Raw genomic sequence first — 20,552 nt, forward strand, 5'->3', positions numbered from 1 at the left:
GTTTTAATCGACTATATGTAATTTAGCAAGCTGAAGCGATAGGGTAACGTTATGGAAGTTGCACTACTGGGTTTACTGTTTATGATCTATCTGGTGATGCGTTATTACCTGATCGACCATGAAACACCCGCCGATAAAGACACGAAGCGGTTTCAGGAAGGCATCCTGCTTGTTAAACAGCGGGAGATCGAAACAGCCTTCGATTACTTTAATAATGCTGTATTGAAATACCCTAAATCGGCCGTGGCCTACGCCTGGCGTGGTAAATGCCAGTTGCTGGTGGGGAATCATTATTCGGCCATCTACGACCTCACGCAAGCCATCAGCATCGACAACACGCTCGCCGATTGTTACCTCGACCGGGGTATTGCGCTCTACAGCGTTGATCAGTTTACCGAAGCATTCCGCGAATTCGACAAGGCAGTTTGGCATATCCGCGACGAGCGCCCCGACGCCTACCGGTGGCGGGCAATAGCCCGGATTCAGCTCCGGCAGATCAGTCAGGCCGAAAACGATCTGCGCCGGGCTGTGCTGCTGGGCGATGAGAACGCCTTTCAGCTCCTTCGGCAACCTCCGTTTACACGACCGCTACCTGTTAACAGCAAACGGTAAAGCTATTGCCAATAGCTTTACCTCAATTTAAGCACACGCTTAGCGTAGAAGAATTCCAGTAAAGCTCCAGTTGAAGTCGTTATAGTCAGTTCAGTCACTGACTAATTTCTTGGATGGAGTGCCTGATCAGGCCCCTATTAATAAGCTACCTATACGACACAATCCGTAAGCAGTCAGGCAGGAGAACAAAGCTACGGTAAACCAGGTGATCCGCATAAGCAACGCATCAGGGCTAGTAGTTTCTAAGTACTTTTTAGTGATCATACCTATTAGACAACATAGGCGCCATTGAGTAACTATAAAGCAGTATAATTTAACGAAATTTTTACAAAAACAGCTTTTTCTAAACAAGAAGGTCTTGATTAACCCGCCTCCGCTTCATGTCAGCGTATCAACAGGAGCTTATGCTGGTTCGGGTGCCTGATCGCTGTACGTGTCGTACCTATAAGAAACAAAAAAGCCAGTCAGCAAAGTAGCTAACTGACTGATTTCTAGGTGATCCCAGTTGGATTCGAACCAACGACCGCCTTCTTAGAAGGAAGATGCTCTATCCAACTGAGCTATAGGACCAAAAACAGGTTATGTGTGGGATTAGTATCACGACAAACCTTAAACTAGTAAACACTCATGGTTGGGTGCCAGTAGCCTGACCTACTCAATGCTGAGCTATACGCCTCAAAAGTACGCATTAGAGGGCAAATTTCTCCAAAAAGCCACTCTTTACACCACTTTTCAGCTTATAAAATATCAACTCTAAGTAGCCAATTGTTTGTAAAGGCCTGATCCTTCGGGTTTAGCGCCCGTAAGAGCTAGCGGCTACCCTACGCAAAAATCGTCGTTGTGCGGCTACTTATTGGTCGCTCATCTAGCTGACTGAGCGGCAGGTTCCTTGCCGTTCGTTTTCTGCAATACTCGTTAAAAGCGGATAGCCTATCTTGCTTCTATACGTAAGCCGTTTACGGCCACCGCGCTTGCCGATTCAAGGCTAAACTGGTAGCCTATGGCATAACGTACACGTGATCGACTAGCTAAGATTAAGGCAAAAATGCTCTACTGAGCCGACTTTTCGTCTTGCTGAGTAGCAGCGGGTAATCCTTTGTCCAGCAACTCGCTTACGGCTTCACCTATCAGTAATTTTCGCCCTTTGGCTGCCTGGTCCAGTTGGTACTGTCGTACCCGCCGGTATAGTCCGGGTTCAATCCTAACGCTTAAGCGTTTCATAAGCTCTCCTCTTTTGTTGGATACATCCTAACCCTTTAGCAATCAGGCCGCAATACAATTTTTTACGCTTCTTCTGTTCACCATCCATCTCTGTGTCCAGTTGCAACTGTCTGATAGCAAGGTGTAATTCGTGGGGTATTTCTATGTAAACTCTCTGCATAATGCGGGTATAGGGCTATTATCGAAACACAGACCACCTCTGGTTACTAACGACTTTGTCTTACCTATAGATTTACATGGCCCAACAAATGAGTATTCGGTCTATCAATCTTTTTTAGTTAGGGTTATACAGCATATAGATTCTGTAAAGAGTATCCTGGTATGGACGTTCTAAACGAAAGCCATGTATGATATGGTAATTGATCAAGCTAAATTGGAGCATTGGGGACGTAGTGTGCTCATAAATGGCTTTCCCGAGGCAAGTCGTACACGTACCCAGAACCTGATTCGTGTGACACAACACGCGCAGAAACAGAGAACGGCGAATAATAAGCGCCTCGAAGACTGGGAAAAGCGCTGCAATCGGCTACAGGCTGCCCTCAAAGCGTTCAGAGAAGAGTCGAATTAGGCCCCATTTCTTTCACCAGCGCCTTGCCTATTTTAGGATTGCCGATAACTACTTGACTTTTGGTATTACCAGAGCTATACCGTTCTAGATTAGTACGTCAGGACAAGTAACCATCCGATTCTAACCGTTCCTGGTGTAGCAGGTCCTGGCCTGGCCGTAGGAACGCTGGTGTTGAACGTCGTCGGCAGCGTAGATAGCTGGTTACCCTGAAAAGCTGATTTTGCTGAGTCTAAAAAAGGAAAAGCCCGAAATCAGGATGATTCCGGGCTTTTATATAGTCGGGGTGGCAGGATTCGAACCTACGACCTCCTGCTCCCAAAGCAGGCGCGATACCGGGCTACGCTACACCCCGAGGTGTTAATCTGTTTACCATCCGGTGAAAATCTGGCAAACAAAGGTACTGCACTGATTGTGGCGGAGAGAGCGGGATTCGAACCCGCGGTACCCTTGCGGGTACGGCAGTTTAGCAAACTGCTGGTTTCAGCCACTCACCCATCTCTCCACTTGGCTGATCATCCTGCCGTTTCCCGCCTGATGAGGATGCAAATATAGAAGGAGAAATTACGTTTGACAACCCCCAGCCGCGAAATTCTTTACAATCCCGCTAATTTCGCAGCAGCTTGTTCCGCCAATTTCACACCACCAGCCCTACAATTCGCTGGGAGTGAGTCTACTGAGAAGGCACTTACCCGACCCGACAGCGAGCAAACTTTTTTTTATGAACTGGTTATTTTCGTTCTCATTAGTCGAAGCACTGCTCATTGGTCTTTTTTTGAGCTTCTACGCACTTTATTTCGTTCGGACACTCCGGCTGGCCCGGCAGTTACATACAACTCCCTGGTCGGTAGTACCCAAATTCGTACTCCGGTCACTCACGCTCTGCGTCCTGCTGATCGCACTGATGGGCCCTTTATTTGGCGAAGCTACCCGCGCAATGTCAGCTCAGGGGCGGGATGTATTTCTGCTACTTGACGTATCACGCTCGATGGACGCCACCGACGTAGCACCTACCCGCCTGGAACGGGCTAAATTCGCCCTCCAGCAACTCACCGATTCGCTGGTGACAGATCGATTTGGACTCATTGTTGTGGCCGACGAAGCCTTTGTGTTATCGCCTTTGACAACCGATCACCAGGCGTTGAACCAGTTGATGCAGGCCGTGCGCACCGATGCCAGCAATGGCGGCACCAACCTCTGCGAAGCCATTGACCTGGCTCGCGACAAAATGGTAACCGATTCGAGCACCCGGCAACGTACCCGGGCCATCGTTCTGCTGAGCGATGGCGAAAACTTTGGTAACTGCCCTCCCGCTACCCTGGCCCGGCTATCTCGCTACGATATTGCCCTCTTTACGGCAGGCATAGGTACAGAAACAGGCAGCACCCTTCGCAACGGAAGAACGTTTCTGATGGATGATCAGGGGCAACTGGCCCACACCCGCCTCAACCGCGATTTTCTGCGTAACCTGTCGCTCGGCTCATCAGGCCAATACATTGAGTTCTCTGATCACCTGGCCGACGATCTGGCTACCGGGCTGCGTGCGCTACCTGGTCGCACCATCAATCAGCGGCGGGTTACGGTCACCACCAACAAATACTATTATTTTCTGGGTATCGCGCTGTTCCTGATTATGCTTGATGTACTGATCACCGTGCGTACACTCCGGCTGTAAGCTCGCCAAGCAGATGTTGGCGACCGGCTGGCTATTACCCGGCACCTAATGTCCAAGTCGCAGCCGCTCTGACACATAAATTTCCGTACTTTTGATGCCAATATGATGCTTCTGGTCCGCCTGGTAAGTCTACTTATTATCGCCGCCCCCTGGTTCGAAACCTCGTTGGCAGAGACCAAACTGGGATTGATTTCGCAACGAAATCGGGTCCGCAGGCAAGCCCTCGCGGCCTATCAGGCCGGTCGTTATCAGGAAGCATTAACACATTATCGCTACCTAGTGCAAAGCAGTTCCACGCCTACGCCGGGCGAACGGGTGAATCTGGGTCACGTTTATTTCAGGCTTGGTCAATACGCGTCGGCCAAACGGCAGTATGAGCAAACAGACAGTACCGCAACACCTGACCTACAGGCAGTTGCAGCCACTCAGCTTGGCTTGTTGGCCTGCTTTAACAAAGATACCACCACCGCTCTGAGTCAGTTTCGCAATGCCCTGCTCAACAATCCGGATAACAAAGCGGCCCGCCAGAACTTTGAACTACTGAAGTTACGTTTTTCAGGAAAGCAGCCGCGCCGCAAAGCCATTCAGCAAACACCGCAACCCACGCCACAACCCGAGGCCATGCAGGGGCAACAGGCGGAAAAAACGGATCAGCAAAAAGATCGCCTGGACCGGTTTAGAAACACAACATTGTCAGACGAACAGGCCCGACAGGTACTCGACGCGCTTCAGGCCGACGACCTACCCTACGCGCTGTCGCGGCGACGGGCTGCCCAACAAAAAACCGACAAACCAACCGGACGGTGGTGAGTCATTCCGTTCATCAATACTCGATAAATCAATCATGCAGGATGTAGTTATCATATCGGCAGTACGTACACCTATCGGCAGTTTCGGCGGCGCGCTGTCAACGCTGTCGGCTACTGATCTGGGGGCGGCCGCCATCAAAGGAGCCCTGGAGCGGGCAGGCGTAACGCCCGACCAGGTTCAGGAGGTATACATGGGCAACGTCGTCTCGGCAAACGTGGGGCAGGCCCCTGCCAAACAGGCCGCCCTGAAAGCCGGATTACCCCCCACAATTCCCTGTACGACCATCAATAAGGTATGTGCGTCGGGTACGAAGGCAATTATGCTGGCCGCGCAGAGCATTCAGCTTGGGCTGATCGATGTGGCCGTTGCCGGTGGTATGGAAAGCATGTCGAATGTGCCCTACTACGTACCCAAGGCCCGATTTGGCTATAAATATGGCAACGCCGAACTGGTCGACGGTCTGGCTAAAGACGGTCTACTGGATGTGTACGATCAGTGCGCGATGGGCGTTTTTGCCGACGCCACAGCCGAGAAATACAACATCAGCCGCGAAGAACAGGATGCCTATGCGGTGCAGTCGTACCAACGGGCCGAAGCAACAACCAACGCCGGTCTGTTTGCGTCGGAAATCGTGCCTGTCGACGTACCTGGCCGAAAAGGGCCGGTTACCGTGACCGAAGATGAAGAATACAAAAATGTGTTTTTCGACAAAATTCCGACGCTGAAACCCGCTTTCACCAAAACAGGCACCGTAACGGCCGCCAACGCGTCGACCATCAATGACGGGGCTTCGGCCCTGGTGCTGATGAGCGCGACCAAAGCCGCTGAACTGGGCCTGAAACCCCTCGCCCGGATCGTGGCCTACGCCGACGCTGAACAGGAGCCGCAATGGTTCACCACGGCACCCACCAAAGCCGTGCCCCTGGCCCTGGAACGCGCCGGACTAACTATTGACCAGATTGACTTTTTTGAAGTGAACGAAGCCTTTGCGGTCGTGCCACTGGCATTTAGCCAGGTGCTGAACGTACCGCTGGAAAAACTGAACGTATTTGGCGGGGCTGTTTCGCTCGGGCATCCGCTGGGCTCGTCGGGTTCACGCATCGTTTCAACACTCACCAACGTACTGCATCAGCGCGGAGGACGTTACGGGGCCGTGGGCATCTGCAACGGCGGCGGTGGTGCATCAGCCATTATTATTGAGCGTCTGAACTAATCTTGCCGGGCGTCTGGAAGGTCGTATATAGGCAACGAACGTACCTGTACCTACCTTCGCGCTGGTGACGACCTCCCAGACGCCAACCTTTCTTTGACTAACGACTTCTTTTTCTATGCCTGCCATTCAGGAAACCCATTTCTCATTCCCCGGACAGACCGGCTACTACAAGGGGAAAGTACGCGACGTCTATTCGTTTGCCAACAATCCCGGTGGACCGCTTCTGGTGATGATCGCATCGGACCGGATTTCGGCCTTTGACGTAGTTCTCCCCCGACCCATTCCGTATAAAGGGCAGGTACTAAACCAGACAGCGGCGCATTTTCTGGCGGCAACCGCCGACATCGTGCCCAACTGGCTGATCGACGTACCTGATCCCAATGTAAGCGTCGGCCTGGCCTGCGAGCCTTACCCGGTTGAAATGGTGGTGCGGGGTTACCTGGCCGGGCATGCCTGGCGGACCTACCGCGACGGCGGCCGCGAACTATGCGGTGTTTCCCTGCCCGACGGCCTCCGCGAAAGCGAGAAGTTGCCACAGCCTATTATCACGCCAACCACCAAAGCGCATGAAGGCCATGACGAAGATATTTCGCGTGACGCTATTATCGCCAGCGGCCTGGTCAATGAGGCTGAATACATCCAACTGGAAGCGTATGCCCTGGCTTTGTTTGCCCGTGGCAGTCAGATGGCGCTCGATCGGGGACTGATTCTGGTGGATACCAAATATGAATTTGGCCGCATTGGCGACACCATTTACCTCATCGACGAAGTACACACGCCCGATTCGAGCCGGTATTTTTACGTAGGTGGGTATGCCGAACGGCTACAGTCTGGCGAAGCCCAGAAACAATTATCAAAGGAATTCGTTAGAGAATGGCTTATTGCGAATAACTTTCAGGGAAAAGACGGGCAGACGATTCCGCCGATGGGCGACGAATGGATCAACCAGATTTCGGCCCGGTATATTGAGCTCTACGAAACTGTGACCGGTCAGACATTCACATCAACGGGCGAAGGTGATGCCAACGCCCGCGTTGAAGAAGCTATTCTGGCCTACTTGAATAAACCTGTTCGTACTACTTAAAAAAACGCATTAGACTAAATGGAGTTTAGTATCGAGAAGACGGAGCGGTACGCCCTGCTTCGCGCCGGTGAAGGGCAATTTGTTGGTGAGGTGCCCGCTAAGTTTGAAACAACAGCCAGAGGACTGTTTCGCGAAGGGTTCAGCCGCCTCATCGTTGATCTGGGCACAATCCTGACAGTAGATGACGCCGGGGTGATGGCCATCCGGAAAATCAACCGGCAGTGCAGCAATGAATTGGGGCTACTGGTACTCGTCACAAAAAATGACGACCTGACCGATTTTCTGTACGAAACCAACATCGCGGACCTCACCATCCTGCCCACGGTTGAAGAAGCCATCGACGCCGTGTTTATCAACGAATTAGAAAACGATTTCGGTAACGGAGCCGACGACGAGTATGATGGAGAGTTGGACGAAAGCTTCGAGCCAGAACGTTGACAATCCGGTTGCTGAAAAGCCATCGGCAGTGCCTTTTGCCGTAACCATTCTGGGGTCCGGGTCGGCATCGCCTGCCCTGGATCGCCATCAGACGGCTCAGTTGGTAACCTATTGTGGTGATCATTTTTTGATCGACTGTGGCGAGGGTACGCAATATCGGCTCATCGAGCAGCGTGCCCGGCCCAGTCGGCTGAAGTACATTTTCATCAGCCACCTCCACGGCGACCATTACTTTGGCCTGATGCCCTTGCTGTCGAGCCTGAACATGGGTGGGCGAACCGAGGAACTGTACCTGTTTGGCCCGCACGGTCTGGACGAAATCATTACGACCACATTTCGGATGTCGAACGGACAGTTTTTCTTTCCCCTCCATTTCCAGGCAATCGACGCCGACAAGCCAGCGCTGCTGCTCGACCTGCCTGCACTGACCGTTGAAAGTATTCCGCTCGATCATGGTATCGGCTGCACGGGCTTTCTGTTCCGCGAGAAGCAGCACAAACCCAAACTGCTTCGCGACAGGCTCCCTGACAACGTACCTGTAGGCGTGCTGAAAGCCCTCAAGGAAGGCCAAAACGTACTAGACGAAACGGGGCATGTGCTTTATGCTGCCGCCGACTACACCACGCCCGGCCCCAAGCCACGTTCCTACGCCTACTGCTCTGATACCCGATATAACGAACGCATCATCGAGCAGATTCAGGGTGTAGATTTATTGTACCACGAGGCAACCTTCCGGGATGATAACGGGCAGCGAGCCTCCGAGGTACATCATTGTACAGCCCGACAGGCGGCACAACTCGCTCGAAAAGCAGGTGTTGGCCAGTTATTGATCGGCCATTTCTCGTCGCGCTACAAAACCTTCGACGAGTTTCGCAGCGAGGCACAGGACGAATTCCCGCTGACCGAACTAGCCACAGAAGGCCAATCATTTAAGGTATAAACCCGGTAAATACGAAGGTTTTTGTGCTGTTGAGCAGGCAATCGTCGTATCTTGGCCGACAATCGCGTTTATACTAGTTTCCTTTTCATGCTCGCTTTCCGCCTTGGCTTTCTTGATGTCGGCTGGCTCGATCTGCTCGATATAACGGTTGTTGCCCTGCTGCTGTACCAGATTTATAATTTAGTGCGGGGTAGTGTGGCCAGCCGGGTATTTGTCGGTTACCTGCTGGTTTACCTGTTCTACCTGGTTGCTAAAGCGCTGGGGCTGAACCTGCTGACTACCATCCTAGAATACTTTATCAGCGTGGGTGCACTGGCCCTGATCATCATTTTTCAGCAGGAAATCCGGCGTTTTCTGTTGCTCATTGGCAGATCGACCAACATTGGAAACAACCGCTGGGTACGTCGGTGGTTATTGCGGCAGATCGACAAGCCCGAGCCTTTAACGCCGCTCAGGCCGGTACTGGATGCCTGCAAAATGCTCGCAGCCGAATTTGCCGGTGGCTTGCTCGTTATTCAACGAAACGACGATTTATCGAAAGTAGCCGACACTGGCGAACGACTCGACGCAGAGCTGTCGAAACCGTTACTCTTAGCCATTTTCAATCAGTATAGCCCGTTACACGACGGCGCAGTGCTCATTGGCGAAGGACGCATCCGGGCGGCACGATGCATTTTGCCCCTGTCCGATGATGCTGAATTACCGGCAACTTTGGGATTCAGGCACCGGGCGGCCATTGGCATGAGTGAAGCAACTGATGCCGCTGTCATTGCCATCTCAGAAGAAACCGGACGGCTTTCGTTAGCCACAGATGGGCAGTTAGACACCAATCTGAGCCTCCATGATCTGGAAGAAAAGCTGGTCAGATATTTGGACAGGCCATTAACGTAGTTTCTAATGGCACGGCTTGCTGGCTACCTGTTTTTGCTTTTAAGACTTGTTTGCCAACCAGCCATTTTGTAAAAAACCGGCTAACTACCAGTGATTGGTAAGACAAAAAGAGAGGAAATTAGGTTGTGGCTGACCCCTCTCTTTTTATAGAATTATACTTAATATTCAAGCATGGCAGGCAGACTTTTTGCCTGTTCAACGAACCCGGCTACCTGGTCGGCAGAGGGTGGACGCTGCGTTAATTGCCGAACACTATTGATTTCGACCAGTTTAGCGTGCAGATTTGCCGGCACCCGTTGCGCGAGTTCCTTTACCGTATCTACACCTGCTTCTTCCATTAGATCGCTGTATACCCGGCCGATGCCTTTGATCCGAGCTAAGTCGGCACGGTTCGCTAATTCCAGGATAATTCCTTTGTCTACGCCGATGGTTTCGGCTAGTTCTTTTCGTCCGCTAGGGGTGCGGGTTGCTTCCAAAAGGGTGTCGGAATCAATTAAACCCTGGGCTTTTAACAAATTAATTAAGGCATCGTTAATGCCTTTTAATTCACCAAGAGTGAGGCTCATAGTTGTATCGTAGAAGTAAAAAGTGAAACTGTACTGACATTGAAGTCAGTTTGTCAACCATAAATTAACGTAATAAGTATTTACGTCGCGTTGGGTTGAGTAGAAATTTCTTCTGAACGGTGAAACTGTCTGGATGCATTTGACTAAATAACTCGGCCCATTCTGCGAATGTCGTCGGTTCTGATGCGGCAAACCGGGCTGCATCAATTTTCTTACTCGCCAGGTAGTCTGTAAACGTCATAGAACAAGGTATTCGTCTGCCATACTGTCGCAAAACCTGATGACTCTGTGAGCTGGAGTAGACTTTGTTGAGCGAATATATTCCAACAAATACAGTCTACATCAATGAACATAGTAATTAGTGGCCCAGAGTTAGGCACCGGGTCTGCCAGTTCGTCAGAAGTTGACGATGTACTACTGGATGCTTACTCCAGTACAGTTGTGAATGTTGCTAAAAAAGTAAGTCCATCAGTTGTACAGATTAAGGTGTCTGGTCAACCACAGCCTGCCCGTCAGCCCGCTCAACGGGGACGAACGCATGAGGGAGATGGTACAGGGTCGGGTTTCGTCATTTCCACGGATGGCTACCTGGTTACAAATAACCACGTGGTAGCCGGAGCCTCTACGATCCGTGTCGTTCTTCCTGATCGTGACGAACTACCAGCTACCCTTGTTGGCCGTGACCCAGCCACCGACATTGCTGTGCTCAAGGTGTATACGGATGGTTTACGGGCTATTCGGTTCGCAGACTCCGGGAAAGTGCAGGTGGGGCAGATTGCCATTGCACTGGGTAATCCCTACGGTTTTCAGTATTCACTTACGGCCGGTGTGGTCAGTGCCCTTGGCCGAACGCTGCGCTCTGAATCAGGCCGGCTCATCGACGATGTGGTGCAGACAGATGCCGCCCTTAATCCCGGTAATTCAGGTGGCCCGCTGGTAAATTCACAGGGCGATGTCATTGGCGTGAACACCGCCATTATCCTGCCGGCGCAGGGACTTTGCTTCGCGGTCTCGTCCAATCTGGCCAATCGGGTGGTGGGCAAGCTTATTACAGAAGGGCGTGTTCGGCGCGGCTATCTGGGCATTGCCGGCCAGTTGATTAATTTGACCGAACGGATCAGGCAATATAACCAGCTGACAGCCCGGACAGGGGTAATGATCGCCAGTGTGGAACCGGATGGGGTGGCCGATAACAACAACCTGCGGCAGGGTGACATCATTGTGGGCTATAATGGACACGAAGTAGCCACCGTCGATGACCTGCACAAGCTACTGACCGACAGTACCATTGGCCGCTCAGCCCAGGTAATTGTGCTGCGCGACGGACGTAAACGCGGGGTCATGGTGACACCCGGCGAATTAACCGGTAATTGAGGATGAGTGGGGTCGGTTGGCCGAACGGGTTTTTGGCTATCTTTGTTTCAGTATCAAGCGGTTGCTGACCCGGGAAAACAAGGTCAGCCGATCATTCACTTTACAAGCTGTTACCTTGACATTCCAGGAATTTAGCCTCCACGACGACCTTCGGTCGGGTGTTGAGGCCATGAATTACAAACAGGCTACGCCCATTCAGGAGCAGGCCATCCCCCTTATCCAGGCAGGAAAAGACCTTATCGCCTGTGCCCAGACCGGCACCGGCAAAACGGCGGCTTTCCTCATCCCACTTCTCGACAAGATTGCCCACGCCGAACACGATCATACCAGCACACTGGTGTTGGTACCGACCCGCGAGCTGGCCAAGCAAATCGATGATCAGGTTGAAGGCTTCAGCTATTTCGTGTCGGCGACGAGTATTGCCATCTACGGAGGCGGTAAAGGCGACGACTGGGATAAGCAACGGAAAGCCCTTGAAACCGGTGCCGACATTATTATTGCCACACCCGGCCGCCTGATTGCCCACATGCAGATGGGCTACGTCAACTTCGACAAGTTGAACTACCTGGTGCTGGATGAAGCCGATAAGATGCTCGATATGGGCTTCTCAGACGACATTCTGAAGATAGTGGACACCCTGCCGAAAGAACGGCAAACGCTGCTTTTCTCGGCTACCATGCCAGCCAAGATTAAGACACTCGCCAGCAAACTGTTGCAAAACCCGGAAGAGATCCGGCTGTCGGTATCGAAACCGGCAGCGGGTATCGACCAGCAGATCTACTTGGCAAAAGATCACCAGAAACTTCCCTTGCTCGAACATTTGATGGGCACGATGGACGTGAAAAGCATGGTGCTGTTTACCTCCCGCAAATCGGAGGTGAATGCCATTGTGCGGGCGCTGGCCAAACGTGGGTACGTTGCCAAAGGCATCAGTTCAGACCTGGAGCAGGAAGAACGCGAGGTGGTACTTCGCGAATTCAAGAATAAACAATTACAGATCATCGTTGCCACCGACGTACTGTCGCGCGGCATCGACGTTGATAATATTACGCACGTCGTCAACTACGACGTACCCCGCGACGCCGAAGATTACGTTCACCGGATTGGCCGTACTGCCCGGGCGGCAACGACCGGAACGGCCATCACGTTTGTGAACGAAGCCGATATGAACAAGCTGGGCCGCATTGAGAAGCTGATCGAGCGCAAACTCGACCGCCTGTCAATCACCGAAGAACTGGGTTACGGACCTGGTCCTGTAGCCGGTGTTCGTGATGAGCCCGGCCCATTTGATCGTGGTCGTAGCAACGGACGAGGTGGCCGCGATGGAAACCGGAACGGACGCAACGGACGCAGTAGTGAAGGCAGCAACAGACAAAGTCGGCCCGAACGCTCGTCTACCGAACGCCCTCCCCGCCTGGAAACGTCGCCGGTAGCTCTGTCTTCACCCGCTGAGGGCGAATCGGCAACGGCTGAATTGGCAGACGGTTCTGTAGCACCACGCACCGAACGTGATCCCAATCGCCGAAACAACCGTCGCCGCAATCGCGGGCCACGCCCGGATGGCGAAAAACAAGTGGTTGTTGGTTCCGAAGGTGGTGAGACTGGCGAGGTGATCACAGCCTCAACGGGAGAGACCCAGCCGGTTGCGGGCGAAGCGTCTAAACCTCGCCGCAAAAAACGCCGGAAGAGCCGCCCGAAAGAAGGCGTTACCGGCGAAGTCGGTGCTGGTCCTGTTTCAGAAACTGTCACGGAGGTTTCAGTGCCCAAAGTAGACCCTGCCGTGGCCGTTTCGTTTGCCCCTATTTCAACCTGGCGCGATATCGACTAACGAATTGACTTCTAAACATGCCCGGAATCTGTTAAGCTAGTCTTCTAGACATGGCCCAACAGATTTCGGGCATTTGTTTTTTGAATCAGGTAGCCCCTGCCAACCTTCACCCGCATGCCCGCTCTTTTCGATATAAAAACTATTTTTTTCACCGTTTGGGGCTACCCGATGAGCTATCTGGAATTTGCCGGTGTAGTTAGCGGCGGCATTGCGGTCTGGCTATCGGCACGGGCAAACATCTGGAGTTGGCCAATTGGAGCCGTCAGCGTGGTGCTGTTTTTCTTTCTTTTTTTCCAGATTCAGCTCTACCCGGACATGTTTCTACAGGTCTTTTTTCTGATCACGAACATACAGGGCTGGTGGCGATGGACACACCCCAAGCCGGGCGAAGAAAACCAGAATCTGGAATTGAAAATCAGCCAGATGCCGCTTCGCCAGATCCTCGTCTGGTCGGGTATGGGGTTGCTGGGTACGTTGGTGCTGGGTACGTTCGCCCAGCACCTTCATCTTTGGTTTCCGCTGGTATTCAGTCAACCGAGTGCCTTTCCTTATCTCGATTCATTTACCACAGTCATGAGCATTGTGGCGACGTATATGATGATTCAGAAGCGGGTCGAGTGCTGGTATGTCTGGCTCCTTATCGATCTGATTCTTACCTACGTCTATTTTATAAAGGGCGTAAAAGTGGTTTCCATCGAGTACGGCATTTTCTGCCTGATCGCGCTTCAGGGTGCTTATCTCTGGACCCGCGAGTACCGTAGTTATTCAACTGCTCACCAGATACAGCCATGATAACGGGGCTGGTCTTCGGTAAATTCATGCCGGTTCACGCTGGTCATCTTGCCTTGATCGACTTCGCCCGGCAACAGTGCGACCACCTGATTGTTTCGATGAGTTATACGCCCGCCGATCCAATTCCGTCAGCCAACCGCCTGGCCTGGCTGACAGAATTACTTGCCCCGTACCCTACCGTCGAGGTGGTTATGGAAGCCGACGACTTTCATGACCCAACGCTACCGCTCTGGGAAGCCACTAAAGACTGGGCAGTCTTCATCAGGAAACGATTTCCGGCGGTGAGCGTCTTTTTCGCCTCCGAAAGCTACGGTATTCCCCTGGCTCACCACAGCGGACTCAGGTACGTTCCCTTTGACCCGGACCGGCAGGCAGTTCCTGTTTCGGCCACGCTGATTCGGGAAAACCCAGCCCACTACTGGTCTTATATCCCAACTATTGTGCAGCCTTACTTCGCCGAAAAAAGGTAACTGTGCATAGTACGTCACTGCTACCCTGTTTTTGATCGCTGGAGTAGCAGCGCAACGAAGTCAGGCAAATCAGTAGTTCGTCGTTCAAATCGCTTATTGGCTTAGTTTTAGTCAAATACACGCTTAACTTTAATACCGAAAATACGTCTTCGGCAAACAACAGATTTACGCTCCAACGCCAACCGACGATCCGTCATTTAACTGCTAGCTGTATGAAACACATTTTCCTGCTTTTTAGCTGTTTAGCACTCGCGTTGGCAGGGTACGCGCAGGCACCTTACGTACCTGCGAAAAATGCCGTTCAGATAGGAAGCGATTACCTTGGCGTTGACCCCGCCAACGGCCTCAAATACCGTTTCGCCTTCGGTTACCAGCGTTATATGGCTCGTGATCGTAGTAGCCTGAGCCTGTCTGTCGGGTTTATGAGCAGCCAGCGAACCACCGTTCTGGTCCCCGATTTTGTCAGCGTGGGTAAGAACACCCGGCGCCGTATTACCATCGACATGACCGCTTCGTATAACCTGCTGCATTCCGTGCATCACGCCCTGCGAGTAGGCCTCGGCCCATCTCTTTGGAACAGCAACGATGATTTGTTTCTGAAAGTGGAGCCCTACCCCGTTCCCAGCGGCACCCCCATCTACGCGCAACGCCTCCAGACCGAAAACTGGGACATTGGCGGACATGGCAAAATTGAGTATACCTACGCGCTCTCGCTCAACACGCAGGTCAGTCTGCATTCCGGCGCAGTTATTATTGGCCCGTCCGGCTTCGCGCCAATGTTCGGCCTGCGCGCCGGCTACCGTTTTTGATGTATTAAAAGCATCAGTCCATAACCGGCCAACCGCGATCCGCCGCCTCAGCGGGCTGACGCGACAACGACGAATAGTTGTAAATAAGCAGGCTCCCTACGGCGAAACTAACTAACGACGTACCCAGTGTTGTCCACCAGAAAAAACGGGCAGGAAACAAACGATAGGTTGCCTCGACCACAAATGTCGTATACAGGCCCATTACAGAAAGGCTCATACCGAGATAATGCCACAGGAGCCAGTTGCGAAGGTGAGCCCGCAACCACACTGTACCGATTCCGCCAATCAGGGCTAGCCAACTGAATACCGCCCCCCAGTGCACAATCCCAAACCGACCAAAGAGCCGGTATATACCAAAGGCGGTTGTCAGAACAACCATCATGCTAACAACATACACGTAACCCACCTGCTGATGACGGGCCGTGCCTTTGGGTTTCATAATCACGAACGTACCTGTAGCCAGAGCGACGATGGCAGCCCCAACGTGAATCAGACTAACAGGCGACTGGATCAGTTCATCCATACGGTGATGACGTTTACGTATCAGAACAACCCGAAAGTGGCCATTCCAGTTGGGGCCATTCGATCAGTTCAGGCCGCATTTGCTCACTAATCTGTCCAGGTTCTACCTTTACAGTCAACGTGTCGAGTTAGCTGGTAAACAACAGATAACTCAACATTATGGAAAGTAAAGCAAAGGTGATGGGCCACGCCATCCACCCTATTCTGATCGTTTTTCCGCTCGGTCTGCTCTCAGCTTCAGTCCTCTTCGACATTACGTACCTGATCACCGACAACCGGGCATTTGCCCTCGTTTCTTTCTGGACAATCGTAGGTGGCCTGCTTGGCGGCCTGATCGCTGCCGTTCCCGGCTGGATCGACTGGTTTGCCATTGCCAGCGATACACGCGCCAAACGGGTTGGTCTGGTTCATGGAGTCGGTAATGTAGTGGTGCTTATCCTGTTTGCCCTGAGTTGGCTATTCCGCCGCGACGAAGCCGACTACCTGCCGTCTCTCGTTGCCCTGGGGTCATCGTTTGCCGGTTTTCTCCTCGCGGCCATTACGGGCTGGCTGGGCAGCGAACTGGTTGAACGGCTCGGCGTAGCCGTCGACGATCACGCCAATCTGAACGCGCCAAGCTCACTATCGGGCCGGTCTGCCGCCGATGCGCAGCAAATTCGCCATTCGGTGAACTAAGTTTTTTGCTGCGTTGGTATAGACCAACGCAGCAAAAAATGCTCATTTCTTTGCTGATTCCGCGCCGCTTATCTGGGCCAGTTCCTTGTTTCCCGGAAAGAACTCCAGCCCTTTTTTGATCCACTCCGACCGGGCATTTCCATCGTTGGCGACTAGCTCCTGATAAGAAATCAGGTATTTGAAGGCAAGAATGAGGTCTTTTTCATACCGTTTACGCTCATCCTCCTTATCGGCCACCATCGTAATAAACTGCTCGAAATACGGCTTTGCCTTGCCGTTACGAACGGCTTCTTCGGGCGCGTAGGCGTAGTAATTTGATTTGGCCCGGTAAAGCACCGTTGGCGCATACTCCGGCGATCCGCTTTGGGCAAGTGCCAGCGCCGAATCGGCCTTCGCAAAGCGAAGCGTATCGCGCACCAGTTTACCCAGGCTGTCGCGACCGAAGCCAAGCGTGTAATTGCTCATGCCGTAGCGAAACAAGTCCTGCACATCCGACTTGAACCCATGTTTGGCCGCCGAATCGAGCGCAGCCACCGCCTGCTGATGTTTCTTGGCGCGATAATAGTACTTCGCAATATCGCTGTACAAATTATCCGTCGTGTCGAAGGGCGCCGCTTTTTCCAGGTACGTGACACCCACGGAATCAGAAGCTGCCTTGAGTGAATCGGCACCTGCTTCCAGACTCAGATACGCCTGACCCAGGTATTTATAATCGTCGGGAATGACCTTTCCGGGCGCTTTAGTCAGGAACGCACCAATGTTGTCGATGGCTTTTTGGGGTTGCTTCAAGGTCGAATACGCCCAGCCTTCGATCCGGTATACAATCGGATTCCGGGCGAGCGCGGTCCGGTTACTATCAATCACATCCACCGCTTTCTGGTATTCTTTGGCCAGAAAATGAAACTGAGCCGACCGTAGCAGCATCTCCGGGCGGCGGTCATTAGCCACCCGAATGTACTGATCGGTGTAAGTGGCGGCGTCTTTATACCGGTTCACCAGGTAATACAACTCGGCCAGTTGGTTGTATGCCGGGGCATAGCCGGCATTGGCGTCAATGGCTTTTTTGTAATTCTCGACGGCCAGATTCAGGTTTCGGCCCTGCCAGTAGATATCGCCAATCCGCTGATACACCCGCGCCGGTTCCATGCCCAACTCCAGCGCACTTTCGTAGCGGGCCACGGCCGTACCGCCGTCTTTGTTCAGGTAATACGCATCGCCCAGAGCCAACTGAATGGCCCCGTCTTTTTTATCCCGGTCAGCGGCCTGGTTGAGGTAATCAATAGCTTTGGCCGCATCGACGGCTTTCTCGTACACGGGTTTTATCGAGCCGTTGGCGGGCGTCAGATAGCCCGTATATGCCTCGCCAATCCGGTACAGGATTGCCGCGTTCTTACGCTTGCTTTTCTTGAGCACCCCGGCCAGTTTCGGCTCAGCATTGGCGTTGTCGGCCTGAACAAGATAGCTGATTGCCATACCCATCTCGTTCAGCGGCTCCCGCTTGCCATCCAGTCCCAACCCTTTTTCAAACCAGATACGGGCAGAATCGGGCTGGCCAGCGCGCAGGTACCCATATCCTGCCTGAAAATAAGTCTCAGCCGACTGGCTTTGCCGGGCATTACGAGCCAGGATTTGTTTCGCTTCATTTACGCGGCCCATGCTCATCAGCGTGGTTGCCTCGGGGGCCTGCGCAATGGCTGGCAACGTACTGGTCAGCGTTATGGCTGCCAGTAAAAACAGTTGAGTTCTCATACGTTGTTTAGGTTTTATCGCTCTTCCCGGAAGCATCTACGACGCGTCTGGAAAGCAGGAGCAAGCTACCCAACGGGTATAAGAACCGACTTAGATATTGCTTAGAATTCGCTTAGATCGGCAACCTGCTTCTCTGCAGAAGACCGATACATAGTGGCTATTAAACCCGTTTAAGCGTAGCACGCGAGTAGGCTTAAGACAACCAAACCGAGCCGTTTACCGATATAAGTCAACGGTAAAGACGGTGAGGTTGCCGGGTTCCGACGTACCTGACACCTGCCCGCCATGCAGCCGGACAATACGGTCTACCAGCGACAACCCAACGCCATACCCCTTTAAATCGGCCGTTTGCCGACTTCGGTAAAACGGTTGAAAAATATAGGGTTTGTCGGCGTCGGGAATCGCATCGCCTTTATTACTGATCCGTATCTGCACCGTGCGCTGATCGAAATGGGTTTGTACCAGTGCCCGGCCATCTTCAGAAAATTTGCAGGCGTTCTCGATCAGGTTTTTCAGAGCTGTGCCCAACAGCGTGCGGTTGCCCTGTATGGTCAATAGGTCAGGGTCATCGGGCAACGTACCCAGTTCCACTGTCACCTGGTAGCGTGGTTGAATAGCCGCTACCTCATCGCGAACGTCCCAGATCAGTTCATCGAGCCGTACGGTATGGGTGAGCAGCGTAGCGGCATCGTCCTGATTCACCTGCGAAAGCTGAAGTAACTCATGGGTGAGGGCCGTCAGGTTGCCCACATCTTCCAGCACCGACCGGATCGTTTGTCGGTACGATTCCGGTTCGCGTTCCTTCAACAGGCTCACTTCCAGTTGCGAATTAATTTGGGTGAGTGGGTTTCTAAGTTCGTGCGACACGTTGGCCACGAACATGCGTTGCAGCCGGAACGAATCCCCCACCCGATCGAGCAACTGGTTGATGGTTATTGACAGACGGCTGATCTCATCATCTTCCTGACTGACAAACAGGCGTTCGTCCTGGTTGCGCGGAAAAATGTCGCTCACCGTCTGGTCGATCACCTGCATGGGCCGGAGTGCATCGCCCGCAAAAGCCCAGCCCGACAGGGCGGTGATGGCCGCAATCAGGCAGAACAGGCCCGTGAGCGACAGCACCAGATGCCCCAGAAACTCATCGCCATAGGCATTTTGCGCGCTGGCAACGACCACATACTGTTCTGAATCAGCCCGGAACCGGATGCCCGACAGGTAATAACTTTCCTGCCGGAAGTCCTTCTGCCTGGCTTGCCGAATCTCAGCCAGCAACGCCTTACTAAGCGGAATAATTGGTACTTCGATGGCCGAGAAGACGATCGAGTCCCGCTGATCATACACCACAATGTTCTGGTTGGGCAGATGATCTTTACGGAGCCGCCCCAGTTGCTGAATTACCTGGGCATCAATCTTATGGCGGATGAGCAGTTCACCCGTTGTCATCGCTTTCCGGTCGAGACGACGGTAGAAATCCGACGAAATAAAATACCAGCAAAAGGCGTAGATGCTCACAAAGGTCAACAGCAGGATGCTGGATACCAGCCCGGTAAAACGCAGGGTGAGGCGGTTACGAATGGTCATACAGCCTGGTGGCTCATGGTTTCAGCCAGTGCGGGCCTAGTCTTCTGCCTTAAATACGTACCCCATACCAAACTGGGTATGAATCAGCTTTTTAGGGAAGTTCCTATCGATCTTCTTCCGTAAGTAATTGATATACACTTCCACCACGTTGGTACCCGTATCGAAGTTTATATCCCAGACATGTTCGGCAATGGCTGGCTTGGAGAGCACCCGCCCCTGATTACGCATCAGAAACTCGAGCAGGGCAAATTCGCGGGCCGTCAGTTCAATAGGCTGTCCTTCGCGGGTGACGGTCTTTGCGTCGAGGTTCATTTCAACACCTTCGTACCAGAGCGTCTGGGCAGTCATCGACACCTGCGTGCCGCGCTTGGTCAGGGAACGTACCCGCGCCAGTAATTCGGCAAACTGGAACGGCTTACTCAGGTACTGATCGGCCCCGGAGTCGAAGCCCTTAATCCGGTCTTCGCTTTCGCCCAGCGCCGTCAGCATCAGAATGGGCGTGGTCAGCCCTTCCGCCCGGAGTTGCCGGCAGAGTTCATAGCCGTTCAGACCGGGCAGAATGAGATCGGTGATAATGGCGGCGTAGTTGTTTTTCATGGCCAGTCGCTTCGCCAACAGTCCATCATAGGCAATATCGACCTCAAACTGGCTCTCCTCCAGCCCCTGCTGAATAGCCTGTAACGTTTTAGGCTCGTCTTCAATCACTAACAGTTTCATACGGAAAAGGGGTTTACAGG

Annotated in this window: 21 protein-coding genes and 3 tRNA genes; 15 read left to right on the top strand and 9 right to left on the bottom strand. The window is 52.7% G+C overall.

From position 1 onward, the window contains the following. The first annotated feature begins 51 nt into the window (after positions 1-51). On the top strand, positions 52-612 hold the full coding sequence (locus tag ACFE8Q_RS17010; RefSeq protein ID WP_375446622.1) for a tetratricopeptide repeat protein: 561 nt from the start codon (positions 52-54) through the stop codon (positions 610-612). Positions 613-1,108: 496 nt separating this feature from the next. Here the strand turns inward: ACFE8Q_RS17010 and ACFE8Q_RS17015 are convergent. Then, positions 1,109-1,182, bottom strand: a tRNA-Arg gene (locus tag ACFE8Q_RS17015). Between the two features lie 480 nt (positions 1,183-1,662). Continuing rightward, positions 1,663-1,833, bottom strand: a complete 171-nt coding sequence (locus ACFE8Q_RS17020) for a hypothetical protein (protein WP_375446623.1) — start codon at positions 1,831-1,833, stop codon at positions 1,663-1,665. 352 nt (positions 1,834-2,185) lie between these two features. Between ACFE8Q_RS17020 and ACFE8Q_RS17025 the strand changes: the two genes are divergently transcribed. Beyond that, positions 2,186-2,401, top strand: coding sequence for a hypothetical protein (locus ACFE8Q_RS17025; RefSeq protein WP_375446624.1), 216 nt, complete (start codon positions 2,186-2,188; stop codon positions 2,399-2,401). Between the two features lie 278 nt (positions 2,402-2,679). Here ACFE8Q_RS17025 and ACFE8Q_RS17030 read toward each other — a convergent pair. Both ACFE8Q_RS17030 and ACFE8Q_RS17035 read right to left on the bottom strand, forming a co-directional pair. Beyond that, positions 2,680-2,753, bottom strand: a tRNA-Pro gene (locus tag ACFE8Q_RS17030). A gap of 60 nt (positions 2,754-2,813) precedes the next feature. After that, positions 2,814-2,903 (bottom strand) — tRNA-Ser (locus tag ACFE8Q_RS17035). A gap of 216 nt (positions 2,904-3,119) precedes the next feature. On the opposite strand from ACFE8Q_RS17035, the gene ACFE8Q_RS17040 reads away from it, so the two are divergent. The 7 genes from ACFE8Q_RS17040 to cdaA all read left to right on the top strand — a co-directional run bounded on the left by ACFE8Q_RS17040 (position 3,120) and on the right by cdaA (position 9,449). Continuing rightward, positions 3,120-4,073: a VWA domain-containing protein gene (locus ACFE8Q_RS17040; RefSeq protein ID WP_375446625.1), complete on the top strand. Its 954-nt coding sequence runs from the start codon at positions 3,120-3,122 to the stop codon at positions 4,071-4,073. Positions 4,074-4,175: 102 nt separating this feature from the next. Then, positions 4,176-4,883: a hypothetical protein gene (locus tag ACFE8Q_RS17045; protein WP_375446626.1), complete on the top strand. Its 708-nt coding sequence runs from the start codon at positions 4,176-4,178 to the stop codon at positions 4,881-4,883. Between the two features lie 34 nt (positions 4,884-4,917). Continuing rightward, positions 4,918-6,096, top strand: coding sequence for an acetyl-CoA C-acyltransferase (locus ACFE8Q_RS17050; RefSeq protein ID WP_375446627.1), 1,179 nt, complete (start codon positions 4,918-4,920; stop codon positions 6,094-6,096). A 115-nt stretch (positions 6,097-6,211) separates the two neighbouring features. Continuing rightward, positions 6,212-7,180, top strand: a complete 969-nt coding sequence (locus ACFE8Q_RS17055) for a phosphoribosylaminoimidazolesuccinocarboxamide synthase (RefSeq protein ID WP_375446628.1) — start codon at positions 6,212-6,214, stop codon at positions 7,178-7,180. Positions 7,181-7,198: 18 nt separating this feature from the next. Next, positions 7,199-7,618 (top strand): anti-anti-sigma factor, encoded by a 420-nt coding sequence (locus tag ACFE8Q_RS17060; RefSeq protein WP_375446629.1) that lies wholly within the window; start codon positions 7,199-7,201, stop codon positions 7,616-7,618. Beyond that, positions 7,578-8,558: a ribonuclease Z gene (locus ACFE8Q_RS17065; RefSeq protein ID WP_375446630.1), complete on the top strand. Its 981-nt coding sequence runs from the start codon at positions 7,578-7,580 to the stop codon at positions 8,556-8,558. Before ACFE8Q_RS17060 ends, ACFE8Q_RS17065 begins: the two co-directional genes overlap by 41 nt. A gap of 87 nt (positions 8,559-8,645) precedes the next feature. After that, entirely contained in the window at positions 8,646-9,449 is an 804-nt protein-coding gene (gene cdaA / locus ACFE8Q_RS17070; RefSeq protein WP_375446631.1) for a diadenylate cyclase CdaA, read from the top strand. A gap of 158 nt (positions 9,450-9,607) precedes the next feature. Here cdaA and ACFE8Q_RS17075 read toward each other — a convergent pair whose 3' ends face one another. Beyond that, the gene (locus tag ACFE8Q_RS17075; RefSeq protein WP_375446632.1) at positions 9,608-10,015 is read right to left on the bottom strand and encodes a DUF4332 domain-containing protein; all 408 of its coding nucleotides are present in this window, start codon (positions 10,013-10,015) and stop codon (positions 9,608-9,610) included. Positions 10,016-10,360: 345 nt separating this feature from the next. Between ACFE8Q_RS17075 and ACFE8Q_RS17080 the strand changes: the two genes are divergently transcribed. The 5 genes from ACFE8Q_RS17080 (at position 10,361) to ACFE8Q_RS17100 (ending at position 15,288) form a co-directional block, all read left to right on the top strand. Further along, positions 10,361-11,389 carry a S1C family serine protease gene (locus ACFE8Q_RS17080; RefSeq protein WP_375446633.1) on the top strand — a complete coding sequence of 343 codons (1,029 nt, stop codon included), beginning with the start codon at positions 10,361-10,363 and terminating at the stop codon, positions 11,387-11,389. Between the two features lie 169 nt (positions 11,390-11,558). Then, positions 11,559-13,217, top strand: coding sequence for a DEAD/DEAH box helicase (locus ACFE8Q_RS17085; RefSeq protein WP_375446923.1), 1,659 nt, complete (start codon positions 11,559-11,561; stop codon positions 13,215-13,217). A 114-nt stretch (positions 13,218-13,331) separates the two neighbouring features. Further along, positions 13,332-14,009, top strand: coding sequence for a nicotinamide riboside transporter PnuC (gene pnuC, locus ACFE8Q_RS17090; RefSeq protein WP_375446634.1), 678 nt, complete (start codon positions 13,332-13,334; stop codon positions 14,007-14,009). Continuing rightward, a complete protein-coding gene (locus ACFE8Q_RS17095; protein WP_375446635.1) occupies positions 14,006-14,479 on the top strand; it encodes an adenylyltransferase/cytidyltransferase family protein in 474 nt (157 codons plus the stop codon). Before pnuC ends, ACFE8Q_RS17095 begins: the two co-directional genes overlap by 4 nt. Before the next feature lie 212 nt (positions 14,480-14,691). Continuing rightward, complete coding sequence (locus tag ACFE8Q_RS17100; RefSeq protein ID WP_375446636.1) at positions 14,692-15,288, top strand: hypothetical protein; 597 nt, start codon at positions 14,692-14,694, stop codon at positions 15,286-15,288. A gap of 13 nt (positions 15,289-15,301) precedes the next feature. Here ACFE8Q_RS17100 and ACFE8Q_RS17105 read toward each other — a convergent pair whose 3' ends face one another. Further along, positions 15,302-15,811, bottom strand: a complete 510-nt coding sequence (locus ACFE8Q_RS17105) for a hypothetical protein (RefSeq protein WP_375446637.1) — start codon at positions 15,809-15,811, stop codon at positions 15,302-15,304. A 158-nt stretch (positions 15,812-15,969) separates the two neighbouring features. Here ACFE8Q_RS17105 and ACFE8Q_RS17110 point away from each other — a divergent pair, with 158 nt between their 5' ends. After that, the gene (locus ACFE8Q_RS17110; RefSeq protein WP_375446638.1) at positions 15,970-16,485 is read left to right on the top strand and encodes a DUF2231 domain-containing protein; all 516 of its coding nucleotides are present in this window, start codon (positions 15,970-15,972) and stop codon (positions 16,483-16,485) included. Positions 16,486-16,527: 42 nt separating this feature from the next. Here ACFE8Q_RS17110 and ACFE8Q_RS17115 read toward each other — a convergent pair whose 3' ends face one another. The 3 genes from ACFE8Q_RS17115 to ACFE8Q_RS17125 form a co-directional block, all read right to left on the bottom strand. Continuing rightward, positions 16,528-18,234: a tetratricopeptide repeat protein gene (locus ACFE8Q_RS17115; protein ID WP_375446639.1), complete on the bottom strand. Its 1,707-nt coding sequence runs from the start codon at positions 18,232-18,234 to the stop codon at positions 16,528-16,530. 216 nt (positions 18,235-18,450) lie between these two features. Continuing rightward, positions 18,451-19,815 carry a sensor histidine kinase gene (locus ACFE8Q_RS17120; RefSeq protein WP_375446640.1) on the bottom strand — a complete coding sequence of 455 codons (1,365 nt, stop codon included), beginning with the start codon at positions 19,813-19,815 and terminating at the stop codon, positions 18,451-18,453. A gap of 36 nt (positions 19,816-19,851) precedes the next feature. After that, positions 19,852-20,532, bottom strand: a complete 681-nt coding sequence (locus ACFE8Q_RS17125) for a response regulator transcription factor (RefSeq protein WP_375446641.1) — start codon at positions 20,530-20,532, stop codon at positions 19,852-19,854. Positions 20,533-20,552 lie beyond the last annotated feature (20 nt).

Source organism: uncultured Fibrella sp. (assembly GCF_964250085.1).
GTDB lineage: Bacteria > Bacteroidota > Bacteroidia > Cytophagales > Spirosomataceae > Fibrella.

Excerpts from the sequence above, each read along its gene's own strand:
- ACFE8Q_RS17100 (WP_375446636.1), top strand. The coding sequence starts at position 14,692 with ATGAAACACATTTTCCTGCTTTTTAGCTGTTTAGCACTCGCGTTGGCA.
- ACFE8Q_RS17075 (WP_375446632.1), bottom strand. The coding sequence starts at position 10,015 with ATGAGCCTCACTCTTGGTGAATTAAAAGGCATTAACGATGCCTTAATT.
- ACFE8Q_RS17080 (WP_375446633.1), top strand. The coding sequence starts at position 10,361 with ATGAACATAGTAATTAGTGGCCCAGAGTTAGGCACCGGGTCTGCCAGT.
- ACFE8Q_RS17055 (WP_375446628.1), top strand. The coding sequence starts at position 6,212 with ATGCCTGCCATTCAGGAAACCCATTTCTCATTCCCCGGACAGACCGGC.
- ACFE8Q_RS17060 (WP_375446629.1), top strand. The coding sequence starts at position 7,199 with ATGGAGTTTAGTATCGAGAAGACGGAGCGGTACGCCCTGCTTCGCGCC.
- pnuC (WP_375446634.1), top strand. The coding sequence starts at position 13,332 with ATGCCCGCTCTTTTCGATATAAAAACTATTTTTTTCACCGTTTGGGGC.
- ACFE8Q_RS17065 (WP_375446630.1), top strand. The coding sequence starts at position 7,578 with ATGATGGAGAGTTGGACGAAAGCTTCGAGCCAGAACGTTGACAATCCG.
- ACFE8Q_RS17045 (WP_375446626.1), top strand. The coding sequence starts at position 4,176 with ATGATGCTTCTGGTCCGCCTGGTAAGTCTACTTATTATCGCCGCCCCC.
- ACFE8Q_RS17020 (WP_375446623.1), bottom strand. The coding sequence starts at position 1,833 with ATGAAACGCTTAAGCGTTAGGATTGAACCCGGACTATACCGGCGGGTA.
- ACFE8Q_RS17085 (WP_375446923.1), top strand. The coding sequence starts at position 11,559 with ATGAATTACAAACAGGCTACGCCCATTCAGGAGCAGGCCATCCCCCTT.
- ACFE8Q_RS17120 (WP_375446640.1), bottom strand. The coding sequence starts at position 19,815 with ATGACCATTCGTAACCGCCTCACCCTGCGTTTTACCGGGCTGGTATCC.
- ACFE8Q_RS17040 (WP_375446625.1), top strand. The coding sequence starts at position 3,120 with ATGAACTGGTTATTTTCGTTCTCATTAGTCGAAGCACTGCTCATTGGT.
- ACFE8Q_RS17050 (WP_375446627.1), top strand. The coding sequence starts at position 4,918 with ATGCAGGATGTAGTTATCATATCGGCAGTACGTACACCTATCGGCAGT.
- ACFE8Q_RS17110 (WP_375446638.1), top strand. The coding sequence starts at position 15,970 with ATGGAAAGTAAAGCAAAGGTGATGGGCCACGCCATCCACCCTATTCTG.
- ACFE8Q_RS17105 (WP_375446637.1), bottom strand. The coding sequence starts at position 15,811 with ATGGATGAACTGATCCAGTCGCCTGTTAGTCTGATTCACGTTGGGGCT.
- ACFE8Q_RS17025 (WP_375446624.1), top strand. The coding sequence starts at position 2,186 with ATGGTAATTGATCAAGCTAAATTGGAGCATTGGGGACGTAGTGTGCTC.
- cdaA (WP_375446631.1), top strand. The coding sequence starts at position 8,646 with ATGCTCGCTTTCCGCCTTGGCTTTCTTGATGTCGGCTGGCTCGATCTG.
- ACFE8Q_RS17010 (WP_375446622.1), top strand. The coding sequence starts at position 52 with ATGGAAGTTGCACTACTGGGTTTACTGTTTATGATCTATCTGGTGATG.
- ACFE8Q_RS17115 (WP_375446639.1), bottom strand. The coding sequence starts at position 18,234 with ATGAGAACTCAACTGTTTTTACTGGCAGCCATAACGCTGACCAGTACG.
- ACFE8Q_RS17125 (WP_375446641.1), bottom strand. The coding sequence starts at position 20,532 with ATGAAACTGTTAGTGATTGAAGACGAGCCTAAAACGTTACAGGCTATT.
- ACFE8Q_RS17095 (WP_375446635.1), top strand. The coding sequence starts at position 14,006 with ATGATAACGGGGCTGGTCTTCGGTAAATTCATGCCGGTTCACGCTGGT.